Origin of the sequence: Ruegeria sp. HU-ET01832, assembly GCF_040371315.1 — a bacterium.
Lineage (GTDB): Bacteria > Pseudomonadota > Alphaproteobacteria > Rhodobacterales > Rhodobacteraceae > Ruegeria > Ruegeria lacuscaerulensis_A.
In genome coordinates this window covers 205405-227217 of the sequence record NZ_BAABWL010000002.1, presented here as the reverse complement: position 1 = coordinate 227217, position 21813 = coordinate 205405, and the positions used below count along the sequence as shown (strand labels likewise).

Genomic DNA, 21813 nt, shown 5'->3' with positions numbered 1-21813 from the left:
TCCATCGCTCTTTCCCATGATGAAGGCCCCGGTGGAAACGCCGGGGCCTTTTTCGCTATAGGCAACAGCTTTTCGCCCTAACCGTTTCCAGGACGCGGGTCTGAAACCCCGCAGTCGCGAAGGTCGTGCACCTGCTTATTGAATGAAATACTTGATGCCAAAATATGGCCCATGCTGGTCGACGTCATAGGCAAATTCTCCGGAACTCAGCGTGTCACTGTAGTCGACGCTAAAATACCGATATCCAAAAGTAAGCGCCGTTTTTTCCCACGGCTGATAGTCGAACCCAACATTTGCGCCAATTTGGAGGTCGTTACCTCCTGTACCGAAGCCGCCAAGCTCAACCGATGCAATTCCGGTCCATTTTTGGTTCAGCCGCCACATGCCGCGTGCGCCAAAGACAGGTTCGATCCAATTCTGATCCCCGCCTAACACAGGTGGGCTTACCGGACCTGGGTTTGTCAGCTCAATTTCCTGGCGAATAGAGTTGTATCGCAACCCGCCCTGCAGGTCGATTGCATAGCGTTTCTTTCTGTCACCATATGTGCCGTCCATGACCCGGTACGCGCCAAGAACACCAAACCACTTTTGGCGTACATCGACATCAAGGCGTGCGCCCAAAGGGCTGGGCAATGTGGTATCCTGCTCTATGCCGACATAGTTGGCGTCAATTATGATCCCAAAGTTCCCATTCCATGCCTCATACCGGCCTGAAGCCGCGAACTCGAGCGCGTCCAGCACGTCTCCGATATCCAGATCAAGCTCTACTGATTGCCCCGCAACAGTGGATGTCCCGGTGGTACGCAGGGGTGCAAACAGGAAGACCGAAGCCGCGTGTCGCCACCCCCGCTCATCCTGCCCAAGTGGGGGCAAAGATTGAGCGCGAGCAGGCGCAGGTGTTGCGACTAGGGCCGTCGCAAGCGCCACGGCAACGAGTAATTGCAGATGTTGCATGGAAGTTTCCTTGGAATTTAGCCGCTTTTAACTTTCAAACTGCTGTTCGACACTGGTGCCCAGATTGTCGGGCAATCAGAAGCGCGCCCGATCATTGCCGCTTCGCAAACGGCAACACCGGGGCCGTGAGTTTTGCCACCCTGCGGACGATAACCAACCGAACAGGCGCCCTCTTCCAGAAGCTGAGTGCCTTGAGCTCTATTCTGGCCGAGCTCCTGCCACCAAGCGACGAGCCCTTATCTAAACCACGCGATTTTGGGCGATCGGGACGGCGGCGGCCAATTTGCCACCGCCCTGCGTTTGTCACTGCCAGCTGGCGAAAATCTCTCGGGTCAATTCGCTCTCGGGACGCAGGTTCTCGATCCCTTCATAGGGGATACCTTTTCCAAGCGGCAGATGCGGATGTTCGGCAATGGTTTTCTGATGACGCTTTACCATGTCCTGGAAAGACGCCCCCGACCACAACGAATACCCGACAAGCGGATGCTCTTCCCGTGGATCACGGTAAACGTTGAACACAGGCGCTGCAGCGCCGGGTTGACCGGGGGCAGCCAGATGCATCTTGAACTCTTGCTTGACCACCGAGCGCAATACCGGCCCTTCGTAAACATAAACATAGTCGCGGCGGGAATTACCTTCGCCTTCAAGCAACAGCGCGGTCTGGTCGATCCCGTCAATCACACGGTCGCGCGGAATTTGGTCAGTCGCACCTGCAATGCGCGCGAAGGTTGTGAACAGATCCGAGACATGCACGATGTCGCCCGCCGCGCTGCCCGGCTTAATTGCACCGGGCCACCGGATGAACGCATCCGTGCGCACACCACCTTCGAGGTGTTGGGTCTTACCCCCGCGATAGATCAACTGGTTCAGTCCCGAAGTACCCTCGTAATGATACATCAAGCCGTTATCAGCCATAATCATGACAACGGTGTTGTCCGCCTCACCCGTTTCATCCAGTTTGTCCAAAACTTCGCCGATCCAGCCATCCAGAACCTGCAACTTGTCAGCATGGAACCCACCATTTCTTGAAACGGCTTGATCAGGATAAGCAAAATTCAGCGGGTAAAGCGGCCAGTATTGCATAAAGAACGGGGAGTCTTGCGCGGCCAACTGCTCTAACTGCTCCAATGCCTGACGCTGGTAGCGCAGGTTCATTTCTTCGTATTTCGCCTGCGTCCATTCCTCGCCGGGCGCCATGTCGACTTCCCGAGCAATCCCACCGGCCTGGCCTTCAACCCCAGTTACAAGGCCGTACGGCTTGAAACGCTGATCCAACTGGAACTGGTTGGACTGCCCCGACGGATGAAAGCCAAGCATATTGTTGGCCACCATTGCATCCCTTGTCATCAGGCTAAGTTGGACTTGCTGATGCAACGGAAATGCCGCCCAGTCAAAACCCTGATTATGCGGATAAGCTTCCTCAATGTCGCCCTGATGCCACTTCCCGACATGCGACGTGTTGTATCCTTTTTCTTTCAGAATTTCAGCGATGGTAACTTCTTCAGCCGCAAGCCCCTCGCCGACCAGCGCGACTTTGACCTCTTCAACGCCCGCACGCACGGGATGACGACCGGTCAACATGGCCGTTCGTGTCGGAGTGCAGGATGGCTCGGTATACATTCTCATCAAGGACATACCTTCCGTGGCAAAGTCGTTGATGTTGGGCGTATCGAAACCGGTAACGTAGTTCATCGTCCGGTTGCCCATCTGACCAAAGCTTACATCGTCAATCAAAATATATAGAAAATTGGGGGGCTGCCCGCCTTTGGCTTCGCGGATCTCGGCAAGTTTTGCTTCAATTTCCGCATCCTGAGCGTCCCATTCTTCGCCGAACTGCGCGCGAAGAAACTGAAACTCTCCATCATGAATGATGGGCGGCGTGTCCTGCGCCAAACTGGCGCCAGCCATCAGCACCATGACCGAAGCATGTTGCAACAGTGATTTCATCGGTATCCCTTCCCCATTTTTGAACTACATCTTTCCTGCGCGCCGAAGCGCCTGAACGATTTCACCCCGAAGACCGCTTAGGGTTTCGCGGATATCGCAGGTAATCAGATATGACCGACTTCCGGGCTCAGAATTCATTGACAGATGCTCCCCACACAAAAGCTGGTAGTCACGGCAAATCTCATCGAACACCGCATCCACGCGCCGAAGATCCGCAATGGCGGATCGGTGGTCGGGAAATTCTGTATCAAGAGAACAGCCTTTCAATTCTGACGCTCGTTTGTTGGATCGACATGGTTCCCAAACTGTTCGCGGAATTTTCTTCTCACAAAAGGTTTATCGGGGCATAATACGGTTTAATCATAGGTCTAACCTGCTGTAATCATGAAGTTATCTGGAAATACATCACTGACTGTGAATAAGGGCCAGACGCCGGACGCCAAAGATGTGCGGGCGGCGCTGCAGCGACTTGTCAAATCTTCCACCTTTGCGGGTTCGCAGCGACTACAGGACTTCCTGATCTATGTGGTCGAAGAGTCTCTGAGGGGCAGAGCCGATGATATCCGGGCGAAGACCATCGCTATGGATGTGTATGGGGGAACGATGTCCGAGATGGCGCGCCGTGAAAACGTTGTACGCGTGGACGCAGGTCGCCTGAGGCGCAAGCTGTCAGAGTACTATGCCGACGTTGGCCGGAATGAGGACACACTGTTCGACTTACCCAAGGGGGGGTATGCGCCTCAGATAACAGTAAGGGTACCCAGCGGGGTCATGCCTGACAGTCCAGTGGCGCCGCATATCAAGGCCCGCGCATGGCATCGTCCGGGCATTGGCGCAGCAGGGATTGTCGTTCTAGTCGGGTTCGCTACGGTACTTATGCTGACATCGCCCAAAAGGGACGCGCCGGGTCGATCAATGGTGGATGGCCTTAGCCCAGATGAGCGCAGCGCCATTTTCGATGCATCCCCAATGCGGCTTGAAGCTGTAAACCTCGCCAATTCAGGTCGGGATCTGATTTTTCCTGCCCTGGAGCCCGCACGGTTGAATGCCGCTTTGATCATGTTCGAAGGTGCAATCAAGAATGACCCCAGTTATTTCGGCGGATATGCCGGAGCTGCCCAGGTCGCCGCGACAATGGCAGTGGTTACACCGGATCCGGACCTGACCCGCGACATGCTTGCCTACGCAGACAGTCAGGCCCTAATGGCGCTCGAGCAGGCACCTGAAACAGGTTGGAGCCAAGCTGCCAAGGCGTGGGTTGAATTCGCCAAAGGCAATTGGCCAGAAGCCACGGACTTCGCGGAGAGAGCGCGCCGCTTGGCCCCGAATGATGTGCACGTGCTGGAATTCGTCTCGCTGATCCTTCTCTATTCGGGCTCATTTGAGCACGTTGTTTCCATCAGCAAAGAGGCGCTCTCGAAAATCGATCTAGAGAGGGGATACGTGTTTCAAAATGCGATGGGGTCTGCAAAGTTCCACCTCAAGGATTACAAAGGCACAGTATCCACCTTCGAACACGTGGCCGAAAAAGGAGGCCCGGTTGGGCCCGTCTCGGTCGCTTACTTGATGGCGGCACATCAGATGCTGGGCAACGTCGCCGAAGCGCAGACCCTGTCAAAAAAACTTTCGCGCGAATGGCCCGACAGTCGCGTTGATTTGCTTTTTCAAAGACTGTTCGCTGATCCCAAACACGGCGAGGAACTCGGGCGGGCAATGAAAGACGCTGGTTGGGAGCCAAAAGGCTGACGGCTGAGCCCTAAACATTCAAGCGAATGTAGCCATGGTAAAATATTGGGCGGGAAAGGGAGCCAAGTCGCTTGGATACTCGTTCAATGCCGTTCGCTGCTGATGGCATGACAAGTCAGCCGCAGCAAAGCTGCGCCCCTGGTGATCTGCCACCCTAATCGTCCCTCGTTCAAATGTAGAGTTTGCTCAACCTTTTGAAGAATCAAACGGATGCAAAGAGCTATTTCACGGAACCGCAGGTCGTCGGCATGATCAAAAAACAGGACGCTGGGATGTCGACGGCGTCGTGCAAACCACTCAAATAAAATCGTTATTTTCCAATCAAAAGTGCACTTCGATGAACGAAATTCAAGCCCAACAAGAAGGATGCAAGGTCACTGACAATTACTTGGGATTAGTTCAGCGATCTTCCTGCCGAGCATTTAAAACCACTAATTGGTGCAATCTTGTGGTGAGCACAAAAACCTCGATCAACATTGGCACCGAGATGGTCAGGCCTGCGCCTTCACCAAATTCCTATAAGCTGACGGCGACATTCCTGACCATTTTCGGAAGGCCCTCGAAAACGCAGTGGGGTCTGCGTATCCAAGCCGCAGTGCGGTCTCACTAACGGACTTTCCTGCTGGACCCAGCAGCTTCTTTGCTTCTTCCAGTTTGACGCCAGACATAACCTGAGAGGCCGATTGCCCGTAAGGGACCAGCCGATTGTTCAATGTCTCCCGGTGGAAACCGCATAGGCGCGCCAGTTCGTTTACACCAAATCCTGCTTCGCCAAGATGAATTCGGATCAGGCCCTGAAGCCCGGTTAAGAAATCTTGAGGCGCATGCTGCTCGGGGGTAGCACGTGTCAGGTCTGACGGGTTTTCCAATGTTTCCGATAGCAACTGATGGCTCAGCCAGATTGAGGGAAACCGGATCGAAAATCCCTGTGGGCTGCACTTTATGGCTTGAACACCATGAAAGTGCCTAGGTAGCACGTCTGGTTCGCTTACCCGTAAAATGATTTGGCTCGGATCCCACCTGAAATCCATAACCCGGTGCAGTAGTGATATCCAAATGCTCGCCAGAAATGCATCGGTCTGTCCGGGGGAAACCGAAATGTTGAAATTCCGTTTAGCACTGAAATAAGCGTGCTCGCCTTCCACAAGCAGCGATTGCGTGACCGCGTTGGATTCTTTCGAGACTGCTTGAGTGTAGCGCGTAAAGAAGTCGCCCAGCGTCAACGCCTCGGCCAACATGTCACCTAGAGGAAGAAACCGTACAAGGTCGAGTGATTGACCAACTTGCGCGCAGAAGTCTGGTGCTGTTGCATCAGCAGCGGCTTGATGGATTTTATAGATCGTCTCGTGTGGCAAGAAATTCTGGCGATCCATCACTTGGGATTCGCTTACGCCCAGAGGGTCTAGAACGAAGGACGGTTCAACACCGGCACCACGTAAAGCAGCTACCACGGGTGCAGCAACCGATGCCCGAACCAACGGCAAGGCCTTCTTTGTGTTTTGGTCAAATGCGTCCATGTCGCCCTCAAATATCATGAAGGTAACGACAGAAAGACAGTAAACACACAAAAAGGCGCCAAAAGCTTGCAGAATGCCAAATCAGTTTGGCGAAATCTGCCATACTGTCAGGCAATATTCGGCGATCACTCTAAAATCACATTCAGAAATATACATTTGTGATTCGCATTTGGAGAACTTCGATGACGCCGAAACTCAAACACCTGGTGGCCACGACAGCCTTTTCTGCAAGCCTGGCAATCGCGGGCCAAGGTTTGGCGCAGGAAGAGAGCTTTCCGATCCTCTTTACCAACATCCACGTGTTTAACGGCGTTGATGAACAGCGAATTGAGAACGCAAACGTTCTGGTCGTGGACAACCTGATCGCAGAAGTATCGTCAGAACCGTTGGCCGTCGCCAATGCTCAGATCATTGACGGCGGAGGTCGAACACTGATGCCAGGCTTGATCGATGCCCACGTGCATATGGCAATCACCGAGCCCGTCGCAGATTTGAGGGACAACTTTGACTGGATGTACTGGGGCGCGGTTTCCACAATTGAAGCCGAGAAAATGCTCTTGCGTGGTTTCACAACCGTTCGGGACGCGGGCGGCCCGGCAATTGGTCTGCAAAAAGCTATAGACCGCGGCAAGGCCGTGGGGCCAAGGATTTATGCATCAGGGCCAGTCATTTCGCAGACTTCCGGACATGGCGAGCATCGGGTCTACACCGAACCCCACCCGAACTTCATGGGGGCGCAGCCGTCTTTCTTTAACCAGCACGTCGAGTTCCTGGCCGATGGCGTGCCCGAAGTACTGCGGGCAACGCGAGAAGCACTGCGCATGGGCGCGGTGCAGATCAAGGTAATGGCAGGCGGTGGTGTGTCATCTTCGGTTGATCCGTTGCACACCGTTCAAGGATTGCCAGAAGAGTTAGAGGCTTCGGTTCGCGCGGCGGCTGATTGGGGAACCTATGTCATGGTCCACGCCTATAACGACGACTCGATCCTGCGGTCACTGGAAGCGGGCGTCATCAGCATAGAACATGGGCAACTGATGACTGAAGTATCGGCGCAGGCCATCAAGGACACTGGCGCCTGGATTGTCCCGTTTTATACTCTGCTTGGGCTTGATGAGGAAGTTGTGAAGAAGGCGCTTGGCCCTGCGGCAGCTCCCAAATTCCTTGATGTTCAGGCCGGTGCGCGCAATCAGATGAAACTGTTGAAAGAATACGAGATCGAAAACGTCGCATTCTCGACCGATATCATCGGCGACCCGGTGGCTCTGACCAAGCAGAATGATGAGTTCAAATACCGGCTGGAGGCGTGGACTTCGTACGAAATCCTGCAACAAGCCACGTCAAAATCGGCCGCACTTCTGGCACTGTCAGGAAAACTCAACCCCTATCAAGCAGGTCCGCTGGGCGTGATCGAACAGGGCGCGTACGCCGATCTGCTGCTGGTCGAGGGAAACCCGGTCGAGGATGCCGAGATCCTGGTCGACTACACCAACAACATCGACCTGATCATGAAAGATGGTTTGATCTACAAGAATACACTCGATTGAGTGTCGCGCGGGGTGAATTTACCTCGGCACCCCGCGCATCCCTAGCTCTACAAATGGGAACTTCTCAAAATGAGAATTCGAGCCAAACTGACACTTGTTCCAACAGTTCTCGCATTTTTCTTGGCTTTGCCGGTTCACTCAGAAGTTACACGTATCGAATGGGCTGACTTGATCGATGAAACTGCTCAGAACTACGAAGATCCATTCGTCGAATTGACGGGCAAACAGCTTAACACGCTTCGAAAATTGGTCCGGTTGCGCGCGCAGCAAGAAAAAGGCGGGTCGTCGCCAGAGCTGTTGGACCAGCTTCAAGTGGATATCGAGGCGACCGAAGCAACCCTTGCTGAGGAAGGCGTTGATGCGAACTGGCTGATTTCCCAACGCTGGGTCGTGATGGAAAGACGTGAAAAGGCGGGCACGGCCGCTAACATCGACATCGACGGCATGATCGTTTCGTTGGGCGGTTTTGTGATCCCGGCACCCCGCGACGAAGATGGTTCCCAAATGGCATATATCGTGCCGGAACGTGGAATGTGTAGCCACGTACCACCTCCACCTCCGAACCAGATGGTGCGTTTGCACCTAAGCGATTCATGGACGCCATCAACGTTCTACGAACCCATCGTTGTAACTGGTCAAATCAGGATCGAGCCGACGCAGAAGGAAATGCTGGTTGTTGATGGTACTGTCCTCATGAAGGCTGCGTTCACTATGAAGGTCGATGACGTTCAGACTTTTGGACCAATCCAGACTTCCGAAGAGGCTTCAACCAATAGAGAACGTGTATTGATGGGAAGGATCAAGGCGACTGGCGGGGTTATCAGAGACGATTAGTGACACGAACCAATTGATCAGAATATGTTTCAGAACGAGCGTTCAAGCTGGTGGGCTAAATTGCTGCTCGTGAAAGACTGAACGGCGAAAGCGGCGATAGAGGAGCGCATGAAGGTTTGGCTTATTAGAATAATTGGGCTTGTCGCAATTCTCGCTTTCACAACGGTCGCATTTGTTTGGTTGTTGCTTGCGGCTCCGATGTTCTCGGACATGCGGCGCGACCTTGTAGAAAAAGTTCTTTCGGAACAAATTGGTCGGCCCCTTCTAGTAAACGATGATGTGAGCGTAGCGCTTGGGCGTGTTAGTCACATCTACGTCGGCGAGGTGGTTATCCCGAGCCTGACAATGCCGGAGTCACCTCTTGTAGAATTGAACCTGTTAGAACTGGAGTTGGATATTATCGCCTTGACCAACGGGCGTCTGCATTTTGACAATCTCGTCGTGGAAGGCCTCCAAGCAAATATTCTTACAGCCGAAAACGGCACCACAAGCTGGCGAAAAGACAGGCCAACACCCAAACCACTGTCCGAGGAAACTGTATCAGCGGATGGTCCAAAAGACGTCGCTAGCGCTGATAGTACCAATGAGAACGACACAGAAGGCAGCGGAATCCTGACCTTCCTGAGCGACAAGAACGTCAGCTTCACGTCAATCGGGTTAAACATCGACGACAAGGTCTCGGGCTTCTCGTTTGTGTTTGACCTTAAGTCACTCGCGCTCGAACAAGTAGATAATGGACAAAGAACAAAGGTCGCTGGTTCCGGCTCCGTCAACGGTCAAGGCTTCGAAATCGAAGGCGACTACCCCCATGACGCACCGTTTACCACACGGGCCAATTTCGGAGAAATAACCGTCAGCTACGATGGCGAGCCCTTATCGGCAGACGAAGGGGGCGGCTATCGGGCTGTATTGGAGATGGACACCGGAGAATTCGGTGACTTTCTAGATGTCATAGGATTGGAACGCGTTCTGGAAGGCAATGGTCAGCTGCAAGCAGAGCTTGTGTCTCAGGACGCTCTGAAGATCGAGGCGTTTAAGACCACCGTCAGCCTGGAAGATGGGCAGAAGCTCGAAGCTGAGGGCGCAATAGATGACCTCTACACCGCACAAGGCGTCGATCTGTTTTTCAACGCACGGCTTCATCCCGAAGGACAGCCGCCGCCTGCAGCAAAACGTATCCAAGATCTGAAATTCACCGGCTTTGAAATGCATATGGTCGGATCTCTGGCTTCCTTCGAATTCGAGAAGTTGCTGTTCCAAACCAATGCATTTGACCAAGGGCTAGACGTAATCGGCCCAGCCTCAATCGAAAGCATTCGCCGCATGCCAGACGGACGGCTCGCCATGTTGGGCATTGAGCTACAAGCCGGTCCAATTGAAGAGCCTGTCCTGAAAGCCGAAGGTGAAATCCTCGATCTGCTTCAGCTTCAGGACGTAACTTTCGATGGGGAGCTAAACGGGCCCGCCAAGTTGATTTTGCCCAACCTCGATAAAGACTACGTTGACCAGTTCGGCGGCATCAAAGCCGACTTCAACGTATCCAATGCGGGCGGGCCGGTTTCTCTCAACAGATTTAACGCGACCACTTACGACACCGATCTCTGGGCGCTTGATCTTGCACTATCCCTCAACGAGCTAAAAGGGCTGGCCGGTCTCGATTTTGATGTGGAATTGGATGTCGACGACAGCGTCGAGTTTCTGACCGCAGTTAATCTACAACCTGTCGAGCTCGGGGCACTAGCTATCGATGCTGAAACCTCCAAACAGGGCGAAGACTTTGATGCCGCAATCCAGTTCGAAGCCGGGTCTTCGCATCTCCTTGCGACTTTGAACGCTAATTTCCCCGAGGGCACATCTGTTGTTCGGGGCAACATCACGAGCGAAAAGCTCGATCTCAACGACCTGAAGAACCTGACTGCGGTGCTGAACCAACTGAAAAGTCTGGTAGGGGAGACCTCAAAAGAACCTGAAGCCGAAGTGCAACCTTTAGTTTTACCGAAGGAGACAGACGTGCAGCCCTTGGTATTGCCAAAGGAAAAAGGGAAACCTGCCGATCTTCTGGATGTGCAGCGCGTGCTACGAGAAGCTGACGTCGAGGTACAGATCGAATTCAAAGAGATTGTAGGCCAGCAAGGTGTAACGTCTGTTTCAAGCCAATTGTCAGCAAAAGAAGGAACCGTGGATTTCGGCCCCCTTCAGATGGCTTACGGTGGCGGAAACTTCAGCCTTCGGGCGGTCATGGACCTGATTGATTCACCCGATTGGCTTTCATTGTCGGGATCAACCTCGGGATGGGAATTCGGTGAGATCCTTGATGAATTGGGAATTGGTATTGATGCCTATGGCCGTTTGAGCGGAGAGTTCAACGTTTCTGGCAGCACCAGCTCCGGCAAAGCCTTCATCAACTCGATGCGCGGCAACGCGTCTTTGTCGATGTCGCAGGGCTATATCAGCACCAGCCTATTGGAGCTGGCGGGGCTAGGCATTTTCCCCTGGCTGTTTTCAGAGGAGTTCAGACAAGGCTACACCGACATCACTTGCGTGGTTGCCCCGGTTGACATCCAAGCCGGGCGAGTCAGTTCAAACTCTATCGTCATTGAAACAGGATCGGTTCAATTGGTGGCCAGGGGACAAGTGGACTGGCGGAACGACAGCATTGCGATCAGAGCTGAGCCGCGGCGCGTTGGCAAACCCTTATCCAGAAGCGCTTGGCCCTTTGATGTGACTGGCCAACTTTCGTCGCCAAAGTTCAAGCTGGATGTAGGCGGGTCCAGAAACAAAGCTCCAGACGGCGCCGATGCTATGCCTGTCGACAGGCAACCCTGCGTGCCTGATATCAACCAATTGCAGTGATCTGACGCGACCTAGTTCTTTAGTGGTTCCGGCTGTTCGGCCTGACACGTCAGAACGGCCTCAATGGCTTTGGCAGACCCGCTGAGATCGAGTTCAACCTCGGTCCCGCTTTCGCCAATAATCGTGACGCTTTGGCGTTTTCCAAACTCGGTTACAAATGCCGGGTTGTCGAAAAAGGCGTAACCACCGGGCACGCCATTCTTGTAGACACCCACCGCTTCGCCTTCGAATCTCGCATCACCAAAATCGAACTGTACGATCCCGGTCGCACCTTCTTCGATTTGCACCCAGGCCGGATTAAAAGCGCCAAAAAAGCCGCCGTCCTGATTAGGTGCTGCGCCGATTTCAACGGTCATGTCATTTTCAAAGGGCTTCCACGCAAGACAGCCATTGCCCTTTTCGGCATCAATAAGGATTGTCCAGTCGCCGGATTCACCCCACCGTTCCATACCGGCGGCCCACACCGCGCCAGTGGAGATCAATGCCATTGCTGATAACACCAACCTGTTCATTCAAAGCTCCACACATGTTCCGCCAATCCTTAGATGCAATCAGACTATCGCGCTGGTTCAGTCAAAGACAACCATTCGATTTCTGGAATGTTGACCCGACATCAACGCGCCTTTGCCTGAGAAAGAAATCATCATCGGCCTCCGCCAGATAAGCTGTTACACTCTACTCCCCTAGAATTTGCCAGAGTTGTTCCAGGTCTCTTTCGGGCCGATCTGTTCCTGAACATCAAATGTTCGACGATCTTTCCACGCTTCAGCCGGAACAAGTCAAAGACGGCCCAATCATCCTCGTCTTGTTTTACATGGCCAAAAGCAACCACGAAATTTCCCTGGCCGAGTAGTCGGTGAACTTTGACGTATTGCGCGGTTTACGGAACAAAAGCTTTGTCGCGAGGGCGATGTCAGACATGAAGATGATAAAATATTGGCAAAATACGCAAACTTATGAGGTGCGCGAAATACTATGCGCGCGCCTATACTGCTTGTAGGCGCGCTCATAACGCTGCGCTCCTGCTATTGATTTCGTTCATCAAATTCCAGTGTGCTTGCCCATAACTTTGCGCCGTATTTGCGCATAATTTTGCACGATTTGCCCAAAAGTTTGCACGCCCCCATTTCGGTGTAGAATTACATCCTTCCGAAAGTCTTTTTGAGTTCTGCGACTTGTGCTGCATCCAACATCCGGGTTGGCATGTCCCGCAATGCCACGAGCAGCTTAGCTGTTTCTTCCAACTCTTCAGCTGCACAGACCGCCGAGAAGAGATCCTTTCCCGATATGACAGGTCCGTGATTGGCCAACAGAACAGCACTAAATTTGCCGCCCAGTTTACGGATCAGATCACCTGATTTCGGATCACCCGGCTTGACGTATGGAACCAGTTTGACCGTGCCGACGCGCATGACCACGTATGGTGTAAGCGGTGGAATACAGTCGTCTGGATCGGTGTCTTCCAGACACGACAGTGCGGTGGCCCAGGTCGAATGCAGATGAACCACGGCGCCCGCTTCTGGTCTTGTCTCATAGAAGGCTTGATGCAGAAAGACTTCCTTGGTCGGCTTGTCCCCGGAGACGTGGTTGCCATCCAAGTCAATCTTGGCGATGCGCTCGGGATCGATATTCCCCAAAGTCGAGTTGGTAGGTGTCATAAGGATTCCGTTATGCAGCCGGGCAGAGACATTGCCCGCAGTGCCGACGGAAAAGCCACGCGCAAACAGCGAGGCGCACAGTTCCGACATCTGCTGTCGCAGCGCCAGTTCTTCAGAACTCATTTACCGACCTCCATCATTCTGAGGGCCTTCGCGAAAAAATCCGGAGCGCCGAAGTTTCCAGACTTTAGAGCCAGCGCAATGGGTTCAGTTTTTCCAACGCTCAAGACTGGCACGCCCGGGTCGATCTCTGGACCAATTGACATGGCAGGAGACCCCAGTGCCTCAGATACGACCTTGGCGACAGCTCCCGACGTCTCCCCTCCGGCAACGACAAGGCGCTTATAGCCCGTTTGGACAAGTTCCCGGGCAGTTTCAGCAAAGAGATTGTCCAGCTTTTCCGCCACAGCTTCCTGACCGAATTGACTTTGGATCGCGCGCACATCATCCGGGCTTCCTGATGAATACGCGAGCGGCGCCTGACCCGGATGCGTTTCAAAGAAATCCAGAAGCGTTTGCGTGGTCACATCCCCGGACATGACACCTGGAACATCAATGGCGAACGTCGGATTGGATTCCGCATGAACATCGATCTGCCCGCGTGTCGCACCTGAACAAGACCCTGCAAGGATAGCGGCGGGCCCTGCGATACCAGTGAACGCAATGCCAACACTTTTGGATGAAGCCTCTCTCAGGAAGTTTCTTGGTAGACCCAGCGCTATACCCGACCCCCCAGTAATGAGCTTGGCATCCTTTAGAGCTTCGCCCCAGGCCAACAAATCTTCATCCGAAATCGCATCACCGATCACAAAGCGCCCGTCTGCGTTCCGCAACGCATCAGAAATCGCCTCTGGTCCCTGCTTCACGGCGTCAATTGACACCGACCCAACCGCTTCTTGGGTCTGATGCTGCAACCAACGCCTGATGTTGGCATCCGTCATCGGAGTAAGGGGGTGATTTTCCACCCCGGACTCGTTCAACAGCTTGCCGAACACAAAAAGATGACCGTGATAGACCGTGCGTCCCGTTGTCGGAAAGGCCGGGCAGAAAGTCACTTTTTGCGCGCCCAGTTCGTTGGCCAGCGCTTCCGCAACGGGGCCGATATTTCCTTCCATCGTGGAATCGAATGTCGAGCAATATTTGAAGATGAACTGCTGGCATCCTTGGTCCACGAGCCACCTCAAGGCACTCAGACTGTCTGCAACGGCTTCCTTGACCGGTGCAGTGCGGCTCTTGAGCGAGATGACGCCCGCCTCGATCTCTTCGTTGGCTGGGGTCATCGGAATACCCGGAAATTGAGCCGTTCGTAACCCACCTTCCGGCTCAACGCCCTTCGCCAAGGTGTTCGCGATATCGCTCGCACCAGTGAAGTCGTCCGCTATGACACCGATTTTCATAGTTCAATGTCCCGCGTCGGCCCTGGATCCAGCCTATGGATATGCGGTGCCGCGCCTACGGGAAATACCTCACGCACAAGTGGATCATGGCCGGGCACGATAAGCCTAGGATGCGAGGCCAACCTCTCAAGTGTCTCGAAACCATCCATCATGTCTTGCAGGTCGACGACGATAGGAAAAGCTTTGCGCGCCATGAAATTCTCGTAATAGTGCGAGGCATCAGAGGCGAGTACCATCCACCCGGCTGCCGTTCTTACGCGAACGCATTGCAACCCACGCGAATGCCCTCCGATGCAGTGCACCGTTACCCCATCTGCAATCTCGGCTTCTCCATTGTAGAACACCACCTTGCCTGAATAGAGACGCTTTACGACCTCGCAGACATGGCCAGCCGTGAAAGGCGCACGCAGGTGATCCTGGCACATGCATGGACCTGTGGCGAAGGCCATTTCCGCCGACTGCATGTGCAATTTCGCGTTAGGGAACATATGCAGCCCCCCTGCATGGTCATAATGAAGGTGGGTCACGATGACCTCAGTCACAGCTTCTGGCATAATGTCTAAAGGGCTTAGAGCCTCGCGAGGGTCCATCGCGATGGGACGACCACGAGCGGCTGCCTCATCGGAGTCGTAACCAGTATCGACCAGAATGACTTTGCTGCCGCGTTTGAGCACCCAAACGAAATAGTCCATCGCATGGGGAGCGTCGTGATTATCATCGATGATGAAACTATCAGCTCGCGTCCGGGCGTTGCGGTCCGCGTATTTCACGGCATGGATTTCCCAATCGTTCATTGGATGACCTCGGAATACTGGTGTACCACCTTGGTGGAGATCATATCAGCCACTGCCGTATCAAAGGACTGAAAATGCGCGCTTTCTAGGTGGGCAGAGAACGCCACGCTGTCATCATAAACCTCATAGAGAAAAACTGTCTCAGGATCGTCGCCGAGACATACGTCAAACTGCCGGCATCCGATTTCTTCACGCAAAGAAGTTGAAGCGTTTTCGACCATAAGTGGCAAGAAGACATCTCTATTACCGGGCTTGAGAGTGAAGGTGACAGTAACCGCAAACATCAGACTGAAATTCCTTTTAGGCGTGAGAAAACGCGTTTCGCGACGGGCAGTTGGCTGAGGATCAGACCAATGTTGAGCACCAGCAGAATGGCCGCACCAGGCCGAGAAAAGAAGACCGAAAGATCCCCATCCGACAGGAACAGCGACCGACGGAAGGTTTCGTCAAACAGGCTACCCAGAATAACGCCTATCACCAACGGCGCGATTGGGTACTTCATCAGGTTCATGAAATAGGCAACCGCGCCGACGCCAAGCATCAGATAAAGATCATTGATGCCACCACCAACGCTGAAAGACCCAATGGTTGTCAGAACCATAACGACGGGCAAGAAGATGGTCTGCGGGATGGCGAGTATTTTGATAAAGACCCGAGCAGTGAACAGGCCCATTAAGAACATTGTCAGGGAGGCCAGCACCAAAATTGCAACCACGCGCAGAATGATCTCGGGGTCTATCGTCGGACCTGGGATCACGTTGTTGATCTTGAAAGCCCCCATCAAAGCCGCGGCGGGTGGTGAACCGGGAATGCCCAAAACCAAAAGCGGGATCAGCGCGCCCCCAATGCAGGCGTTATTTGCTGTTTCAGAGCACAGCAGACCTTCCAATGACCCTTTTCCAAACTTGTCGCCCTCGGCAGAAACGGTCTTGCCAACACCGTAGCTGACCCAACCGGCGACATCTTCGCCGACGCCAGGAAGCGCTCCTACTCCAGTCCCAATCACCCCTGACCGGCCAATGGTAGGCAGGTAGAGCCGAATAGAGCGAAGGTTCGGAAAAATGCGACCTTTCAGGGCCAGAACTTTCCCGGCCTCAACGTGCCTCAAACCGTCAATGATTTGGGGAATGGCAAAGGCCCCCATCAAAACTGGCACGACCTGAAACCCGCTCATCAGATAGGACCAGCCGAAAGTATAGCGCGGCTCAGACAACAGAGGGTCGAGGCCCACCATGGACATCGCAAGCCCGATCAAACCGGCGATCCATCCCTTAATCACCAGGTCTTCGCTCATCAAAGTGCCAGAAAGCAGAATGCCGAACAGGGCCAGCAATGCTTTCTCCGGGCTTGCGATGTTCTTTGAAACCAAGAGCAGAGCCCACACGAAAATCAAAAGCGTGATGGTCCCGATAACTGTGCCAATGAAGCTGGCCGTCGTGGTCAGCCCAAGTGCTTCGCCCCCTCGACCCGCTTTGGCCAGAGGGTAGCCATCCATGGCAGTCGCCGCGCTGGCTGCCGTGCCCGGAATGTTCAGCAAAATAGACGGATAAGAGCCGCCGTAAATCGCGCCGACATAGGCCCCGAGCAAAGCGATGAGCGAATAGTCGAGCGGGATTTTGTTGCCGAAGAAACCCGTCAGGATCGTCACAGCCAGGGTTGCCGTAAGGCCGGGTAATGCGCCGAACGTGATGCCCAGGAACACGGAAGCGATCAGATACAGATAAGTCAGCGGGTCTACTGCCAGGCCCACGAATGCGGTCCCAAACCCAGCCAGTTGCGAAAGGATAAAGTCCATCCGGTCAGTCTTTCCACAGCGGACGAAGCGTCACGTAGTAGTGGTATTCGATTTGCTTGAAGATCAGCCCGCCGCGCGCGGGCACGTTCTGCCGGAAAACAAAGGCCATCGCACAAACGAGGATGAGCGGGGCAAGTATTGCTACCAATGGAACGAACCGCAAAACGCGCTCTGAAGCCGCTTTGGTCAATACCACTAGTGTTAACGCCACCCACAAGGCCAGTGTGAACCAATCATCAGCGTGTGCATTCCAATCCGCCTGAGCAGGAAACACGGCGAACGCAAACAAACCGGCGACGACAACTGCTATACAAGCCACCAAAGCACGCCGCGCATGACCCCCGTAGTAACCGTAAGTCAAAGCCGTGATCAGCAACCCAGAGCACAGAATGAAGTCCACTCTGGGAACCAGCCCGACGACATATGCAAGAAGAATCAGGCCTATGGTTGAAGCTCGATAGGCTTCCGACTTATCCCATCCGACCCCTAAAGCACTGAGCGCGTGTTGGGCTCCTCCTGAACGGATCGAAATCGCCAGCAACACGAAGGACAAGACAAGCAATCCACCGAAGATGAACAGCGGTACAATTGCTGCCGAGTTGTACCAATCAGACCCATTTACACCTGCGCGGTTTTCACCCCAAAGCGGGATGTCCGACGTCTTCCAAAGGAAAAAAGTGGAAATTGTTATCAGACCAATCGATGCCCAGAAATCGCGCGCCCGCATGATCAGTGTATCGTCAGGTTTGTCCATTGCCTGCCTCTTGTCAGAAAGGGCGCGATCAGGCGCGCCCTTGAAAAAGTGATAGGATTATGGCTTCTCGATACCCAGCGATGCCGGATCTACGGTCGCTGCGCCCAGATCTTGCAAGGTATAGGCAAAGGTAGCTTCGAGGTTCGCAAACAGCTCTTGAGCTTCTTCGCCGTGTTGACCACCGACATCATAATTGTTTGCAGTGGCCCATTCAGCGACGGTGTCGGAGGCAATCGCTTGCTCGAAGGCATTACCAAGCGCGGCCTTTACGTCGTCCCCGGCTGAACTGTGAACTGCAAACCCGATGGCCTGCTTGAGCGGCAAATACTGATCGAGACCGTCATAAATGCCAAAGGCAGAAGGCACTGTTGCCCCTGCGATCTGCGCATCTTCGGGCGTCAACATCGCAAGCGGTTTAAGTTGACCGCCTTCGATCAACGCGGCCTGTTCAGCTAGAGAAGTCACAACCAACGCAACTTCACCCGCTATCGCTGCTTCCTGCCCTGGCGCTGAGCCTTTGTATGGAACAAACTTGAATTCTGCACCGGATCCTTTTTCGATGGCCAGAAGGTTCAAGTGGTGGATCGAACCTGCGCCGGAAGCCGCAGCCGGAATAGTCCCAGGAGCAGCTTTCGCAGCGTCGACCAGTTCTTCCAGAGTATTGTAAGGGCTGTCTGCCGGGACCGAGATCAGATCAGGTGATCCGCCAACGATAAACGGGTACCAAAAATCAAATTTCTTATCCCAACCACCCTGCACGGCAGCGGTGACGTTAGACTCTGACAGGCCAACCAATGTGTAGCCATCGTCTGGTTGGTTCATGACGTAGACCATACCGTTGGAACCCGCGACACCACCTGTTTGATTGATCACATTGATCGAGACCGGAAGGTGTTTTTCCATTTCAGCCATGATCATACGGTTGATTGTGTCCGTCCCGCCACCGGCCCCCCAGACCACAGCTGTGGTGATATCACGATAGGGGTAATCCTGCGCAGACGCCGTCCCAGTAATACCGGTCGCCAACACCGCTGCGACCACCAACCGCCCTAGTTTTCGTTTCATTTCCAAGTCCTCCCAAACAACTTTGCGTTTATTGTTGCATTTATTTGCGTATACATTAAAGAATGCGTTGTCAACGGACTGTAGTGGAAGCTGCTATCGCGCTATGAATGCGAAACGGGAAGGAAGCGGGCCAAAATGAAAAAGACTTACGATGTCGCAGTGTTCCACGGGGATGGGATCGGCCCTGAAATTATGGCCCCTACGCTTGAAATTCTGCACCACCTCTCGCTCGGCAACCGCACCTACGAACTGGCGTTTACAGATGCGCCGGCAGGTGCAGGCCACTACGCCAAAACTGGAGAATCGTTTCCGGCTGGATCACTCGAAACTGCACGCAGCGCTGACGCGATTCTGCTGTCTGCAATGGGCTTGCCAGATGTTCGATACCCTGACGGAACCGAGATTTCACCGCAAATCGATCTGCGAAAGCAACTGGGACTTTTCGCTGGTGTACGACCAGTAAAGGTAAGCAGTGGACAAATGACCCCCTTGGCGCTGCCTCCCGGAAAAGAGATCGACTTTGTCTTGATACGCGAAAGCACAGAAGGACTGTTCTTCACCCAAGGCGCTGGCGAAGTTACCGAAGACGAAGCACGTGAAACTCTGCTGATCACTCGTGAGGTGTCCGAAAAACTGTTCCGTTTCGCGTTTGAACTCGCCCAGAACCGCAAAAGAACCGGGCGCGGTCAGGGTCGAGTTACATGTGTCGACAAAGCCAATGTATTCCGCGCCTTTGCATTCTTCAGATCGATGTTTGATGCAGAAGCCGCCCAACATCCCGATTTGCAGGCAGACCATGCTTATGTTGATGCCACCGCACTGTGGATGGTCCAAAAACCTTGGGAGTTCGATGTCATGGTGACCGAGAACATGTTCGGAGACATCCTCTCCGACCTTGGTGCAGGTCTCATGGGCGGTCTTGGACTGGCTCCGTCAGCGGATATCGGATTGAATCACGCTGTATTCCAACCCTGCCATGGTTCCGCTCCAGACATTGCAGGACAGGGTATTGCCAACCCCTTTGCGATGATCCTGTCCGCAGCAATGATGCTTGAATGGTTGGGGTTGACCCATGATCACCCAGGCCTGTCCAACGACGGCGAACGGTTGCGTGAAGCCGTGGAAAAGGTGACTGCGAACGGACAGAACCTGACTCATGACCTAGGTGGCACCGCCGGAACGCAGGACGCAGCCTCATCGGTATTGGAAGCATTGCGGGCATGAATACTCAACAAGCCATCAGGGTCGCGTGTGTGGGTGCGGGGTATTTCAGTAGGTTCCACTACGAAAGTTGGTCCCGAATGCCCAGAGCGGTTCTGATTGCATCCTGCAACCGTGATATCAACAAGGCGAAGGAAACAGGACTGGCCGCTTACGATGATCTGTCAAAAATGCTGGAGACGGAAAAACCAGATCTCGTGGACATCATTCTTCCACCTGTGGCGCAGGCCGACGCCATTCGAACTGCGCTGCATTCGGGCATAAAATGGCTGATCTGCCAAAAACCTTTCTGCATGTCTCTGGATGAAGCGGAGAAGATCGTTTCAGAGGCTGAAGCGGTAGGTGCAACTATTGTCGTGCATGAGAATTTTCGCTTTCAGCCTTGGTATCGTGCAATCAAGGTGGCGATGACCGAGGGTCGAATTGGAACACCTCTACAAGCGACTTTCCGGCTTCGGCCCGGCGACGGACAGGGACCGCGAGCCTACCTGGACCGGCAGCCGTACTTTCAGAAAATGCCACGTTTCCTAGTTCATGAGACAGCGGTTCACTGGGTAGACACATTCCGATTTTTGTTCGATGCGCCCAGCGCAGTTTATGCGGACTTGCGCCAAGTTAACCCCGTTATCGCGGGCGAGGACGCAGGTTACATCCTGTTTGACCACCCCAACGGTTTGAAAACTCTGTTCGATGGCAACAGATGCCTTGACCACAGCGCCAAAAACCCGCGTCAGACCATGGGCGAAGCTCTCATCGAAGGAACGGAAGGAGCACTAGTTCTTTACGGCGACGGTTCCGTTGACCTCCGCGCGTTTGGAAAACAGGAGAGACAGCAGATTCTACCTCCAAGCGATCATGATGGATTTGGAGGAGACTGCGTTCACGCCTTGCAAAGTCACGTTATTTCGGGCCTTCTACTGGGCACGCCTTTGGAAAACACGGCCCGAGACTATTTGGATGTGATCCGCATTGAAGAGAATATCTATCTCTCAGCTGCGGAAGGACGAAAAATCAACCTGGAGACACCGTGAAGGATCAGGACGCAAAAACTCTTTCCAATACACAACGCGCTGTTAGGGATTTGCGGCGGATGATCCTGTCTGGCGAACTTGCGGCCGGAACTGACCATCTGGAGTCGGAACTCGCCGAGACCCTTGGCATGTCCCGCACCCCGATACGGGAAGCTGCGCTGATGTTGGAAAGTAAGGGGTTGCTGGAAATGCGACCCCGAAAGGGCGTTCGGATACTGCCTGTTTCATCAGATGATATGCGTGAAATCTACGACATCCTGACGGAACTTGAGAGTCTCGCGGCACAGCGCGCTGCCGAAGCGGGTTATTCAGAAGATGAACTGGCGGTACTCGCTGGATCAATTGCGAAGATGGACCAAGCCATCGAAGCCGAAGACCTTGAAGCGTGGGCAGAGGCAGACGAGTTGTTTCATCAAGAGCTCGTTCGGTTGGGCGGCAACAAACGAGTCGAAGCGATTGTTGCCATGATGAGCGACCAAGTCCGCCGCGCGCGTGCAACGACGTTGTTCATCAGGCCCCTGCCCGTTAAATCCAACGAAGATCACCGGGTTGTTTTTCAAGCGATTAGTGAAGGTCGTCCAGATGCCGCCCGTGAACGTCATCGAGAACACAGGCTGCAAGCACAGGCTATGCTTTGCGGCATCCTCGAAAAGCATCGGCTTAACAGCCTCTGATCTTCTCGCATCCGGTCGTTAATCAACTA

General features: G+C 53.8%; 19 protein-coding genes. 8 read left to right on the top strand and 11 right to left on the bottom strand.

What is annotated here, in order from left to right; translation table 11 throughout:
* Positions 1-135: 135 nt before the first annotated feature.
* Positions 136-954, bottom strand: coding sequence for a hypothetical protein (locus ABWV79_RS06465; protein ID WP_353391012.1), 819 nt, complete (start codon positions 952-954; stop codon positions 136-138).
* A 303-nt stretch (positions 955-1257) separates the two neighbouring features.
* Positions 1258-2901, bottom strand: a complete 1644-nt coding sequence (locus tag ABWV79_RS06460) for a sulfatase-like hydrolase/transferase (protein WP_353391011.1) — start codon at positions 2899-2901, stop codon at positions 1258-1260.
* Positions 2902-3011: 110 nt separating this feature from the next.
* Between ABWV79_RS06460 and ABWV79_RS06455 the strand changes: the two genes are divergently transcribed.
* Both ABWV79_RS06455 and ABWV79_RS06450 read left to right on the top strand, forming a co-directional pair.
* Complete coding sequence (locus ABWV79_RS06455; protein WP_353391010.1) at positions 3012-3251, top strand: hypothetical protein; 240 nt, start codon at positions 3012-3014, stop codon at positions 3249-3251.
* 34 nt (positions 3252-3285) lie between these two features.
* Positions 3286-4647: a tetratricopeptide repeat protein gene (locus ABWV79_RS06450; RefSeq protein ID WP_353391009.1), complete on the top strand. Its 1362-nt coding sequence runs from the start codon at positions 3286-3288 to the stop codon at positions 4645-4647.
* A gap of 491 nt (positions 4648-5138) precedes the next feature.
* Here ABWV79_RS06450 and ABWV79_RS06445 read toward each other — a convergent pair whose 3' ends face one another.
* Positions 5139-6164 carry a helix-turn-helix domain-containing protein gene (locus tag ABWV79_RS06445; RefSeq protein WP_353391008.1) on the bottom strand — a complete coding sequence of 342 codons (1026 nt, stop codon included), beginning with the start codon at positions 6162-6164 and terminating at the stop codon, positions 5139-5141.
* Positions 6165-6346: 182 nt separating this feature from the next.
* Here ABWV79_RS06445 and ABWV79_RS06440 point away from each other — a divergent pair, with 182 nt between their 5' ends.
* The 3 genes from ABWV79_RS06440 (at position 6347) to ABWV79_RS06430 (ending at position 11395) form a co-directional block, all read left to right on the top strand.
* A complete protein-coding gene (locus ABWV79_RS06440; protein WP_353391007.1) occupies positions 6347-7708 on the top strand; it encodes a metal-dependent hydrolase family protein in 1362 nt (453 codons plus the stop codon).
* A 69-nt stretch (positions 7709-7777) separates the two neighbouring features.
* Positions 7778-8542: a DUF3299 domain-containing protein gene (locus ABWV79_RS06435; protein ID WP_353391005.1), complete on the top strand. Its 765-nt coding sequence runs from the start codon at positions 7778-7780 to the stop codon at positions 8540-8542.
* Between the two features lie 108 nt (positions 8543-8650).
* Positions 8651-11395: an AsmA family protein gene (locus ABWV79_RS06430; RefSeq protein WP_353391004.1), complete on the top strand. Its 2745-nt coding sequence runs from the start codon at positions 8651-8653 to the stop codon at positions 11393-11395.
* 11 nt (positions 11396-11406) lie between these two features.
* Here the strand turns inward: ABWV79_RS06430 and ABWV79_RS06425 are convergent, their stop codons facing one another.
* The 8 genes from ABWV79_RS06425 to ABWV79_RS06390 all read right to left on the bottom strand — a co-directional run bounded on the left by ABWV79_RS06425 (position 11407) and on the right by ABWV79_RS06390 (position 18858).
* Positions 11407-11883 (bottom strand): hypothetical protein, encoded by a 477-nt coding sequence (locus ABWV79_RS06425; protein ID WP_353391003.1) that lies wholly within the window; start codon positions 11881-11883, stop codon positions 11407-11409.
* A 651-nt stretch (positions 11884-12534) separates the two neighbouring features.
* Positions 12535-13176 (bottom strand): 3-oxo-tetronate 4-phosphate decarboxylase, encoded by a 642-nt coding sequence (gene otnC / locus ABWV79_RS06420; RefSeq protein ID WP_353391002.1) that lies wholly within the window; start codon positions 13174-13176, stop codon positions 12535-12537.
* Positions 13173-14450 (bottom strand): 3-oxo-tetronate kinase, encoded by a 1278-nt coding sequence (gene otnK / locus ABWV79_RS06415; RefSeq protein WP_353391001.1) that lies wholly within the window; start codon positions 14448-14450, stop codon positions 13173-13175. The genes otnC and otnK overlap by 4 nt, the downstream gene beginning before the upstream one ends.
* Entirely contained in the window at positions 14447-15244 is a 798-nt protein-coding gene (locus tag ABWV79_RS06410; protein WP_353391000.1) for an N-acyl homoserine lactonase family protein, read from the bottom strand. Before ABWV79_RS06410 ends, otnK begins: the two co-directional genes overlap by 4 nt.
* A complete protein-coding gene (locus ABWV79_RS06405; protein ID WP_353390998.1) occupies positions 15241-15528 on the bottom strand; it encodes a putative quinol monooxygenase in 288 nt (95 codons plus the stop codon). The genes ABWV79_RS06410 and ABWV79_RS06405 overlap by 4 nt, the downstream gene beginning before the upstream one ends.
* Positions 15528-17039: a tripartite tricarboxylate transporter permease gene (locus ABWV79_RS06400; protein WP_353390997.1), complete on the bottom strand. Its 1512-nt coding sequence runs from the start codon at positions 17037-17039 to the stop codon at positions 15528-15530. Before ABWV79_RS06400 ends, ABWV79_RS06405 begins: the two co-directional genes overlap by 1 nt.
* A gap of 4 nt (positions 17040-17043) precedes the next feature.
* Complete coding sequence (locus tag ABWV79_RS06395; protein WP_170353705.1) at positions 17044-17793, bottom strand: hypothetical protein; 750 nt, start codon at positions 17791-17793, stop codon at positions 17044-17046.
* A 57-nt stretch (positions 17794-17850) separates the two neighbouring features.
* Positions 17851-18858 carry a Bug family tripartite tricarboxylate transporter substrate binding protein gene (locus tag ABWV79_RS06390; protein WP_353390996.1) on the bottom strand — a complete coding sequence of 336 codons (1008 nt, stop codon included), beginning with the start codon at positions 18856-18858 and terminating at the stop codon, positions 17851-17853.
* A 135-nt stretch (positions 18859-18993) separates the two neighbouring features.
* Between ABWV79_RS06390 and ABWV79_RS06385 the strand changes: the two genes are divergently transcribed.
* The 3 genes from ABWV79_RS06385 to ABWV79_RS06375 are packed head-to-tail and all read left to right on the top strand — an operon-like array spanning position 18994 to position 21784.
* On the top strand, positions 18994-20082 hold the full coding sequence (locus ABWV79_RS06385) for an isocitrate/isopropylmalate dehydrogenase family protein (protein ID WP_170353707.1): 1089 nt from the start codon (positions 18994-18996) through the stop codon (positions 20080-20082).
* The gene (locus ABWV79_RS06380) at positions 20079-21110 is read left to right on the top strand and encodes a Gfo/Idh/MocA family protein (protein WP_353390995.1); all 1032 of its coding nucleotides are present in this window, start codon (positions 20079-20081) and stop codon (positions 21108-21110) included. The genes ABWV79_RS06385 and ABWV79_RS06380 overlap by 4 nt, the downstream gene beginning before the upstream one ends.
* Positions 21107-21784, top strand: coding sequence for a GntR family transcriptional regulator (locus ABWV79_RS06375; protein ID WP_170756439.1), 678 nt, complete (start codon positions 21107-21109; stop codon positions 21782-21784). Before ABWV79_RS06380 ends, ABWV79_RS06375 begins: the two co-directional genes overlap by 4 nt.
* Positions 21785-21813 lie beyond the last annotated feature (29 nt).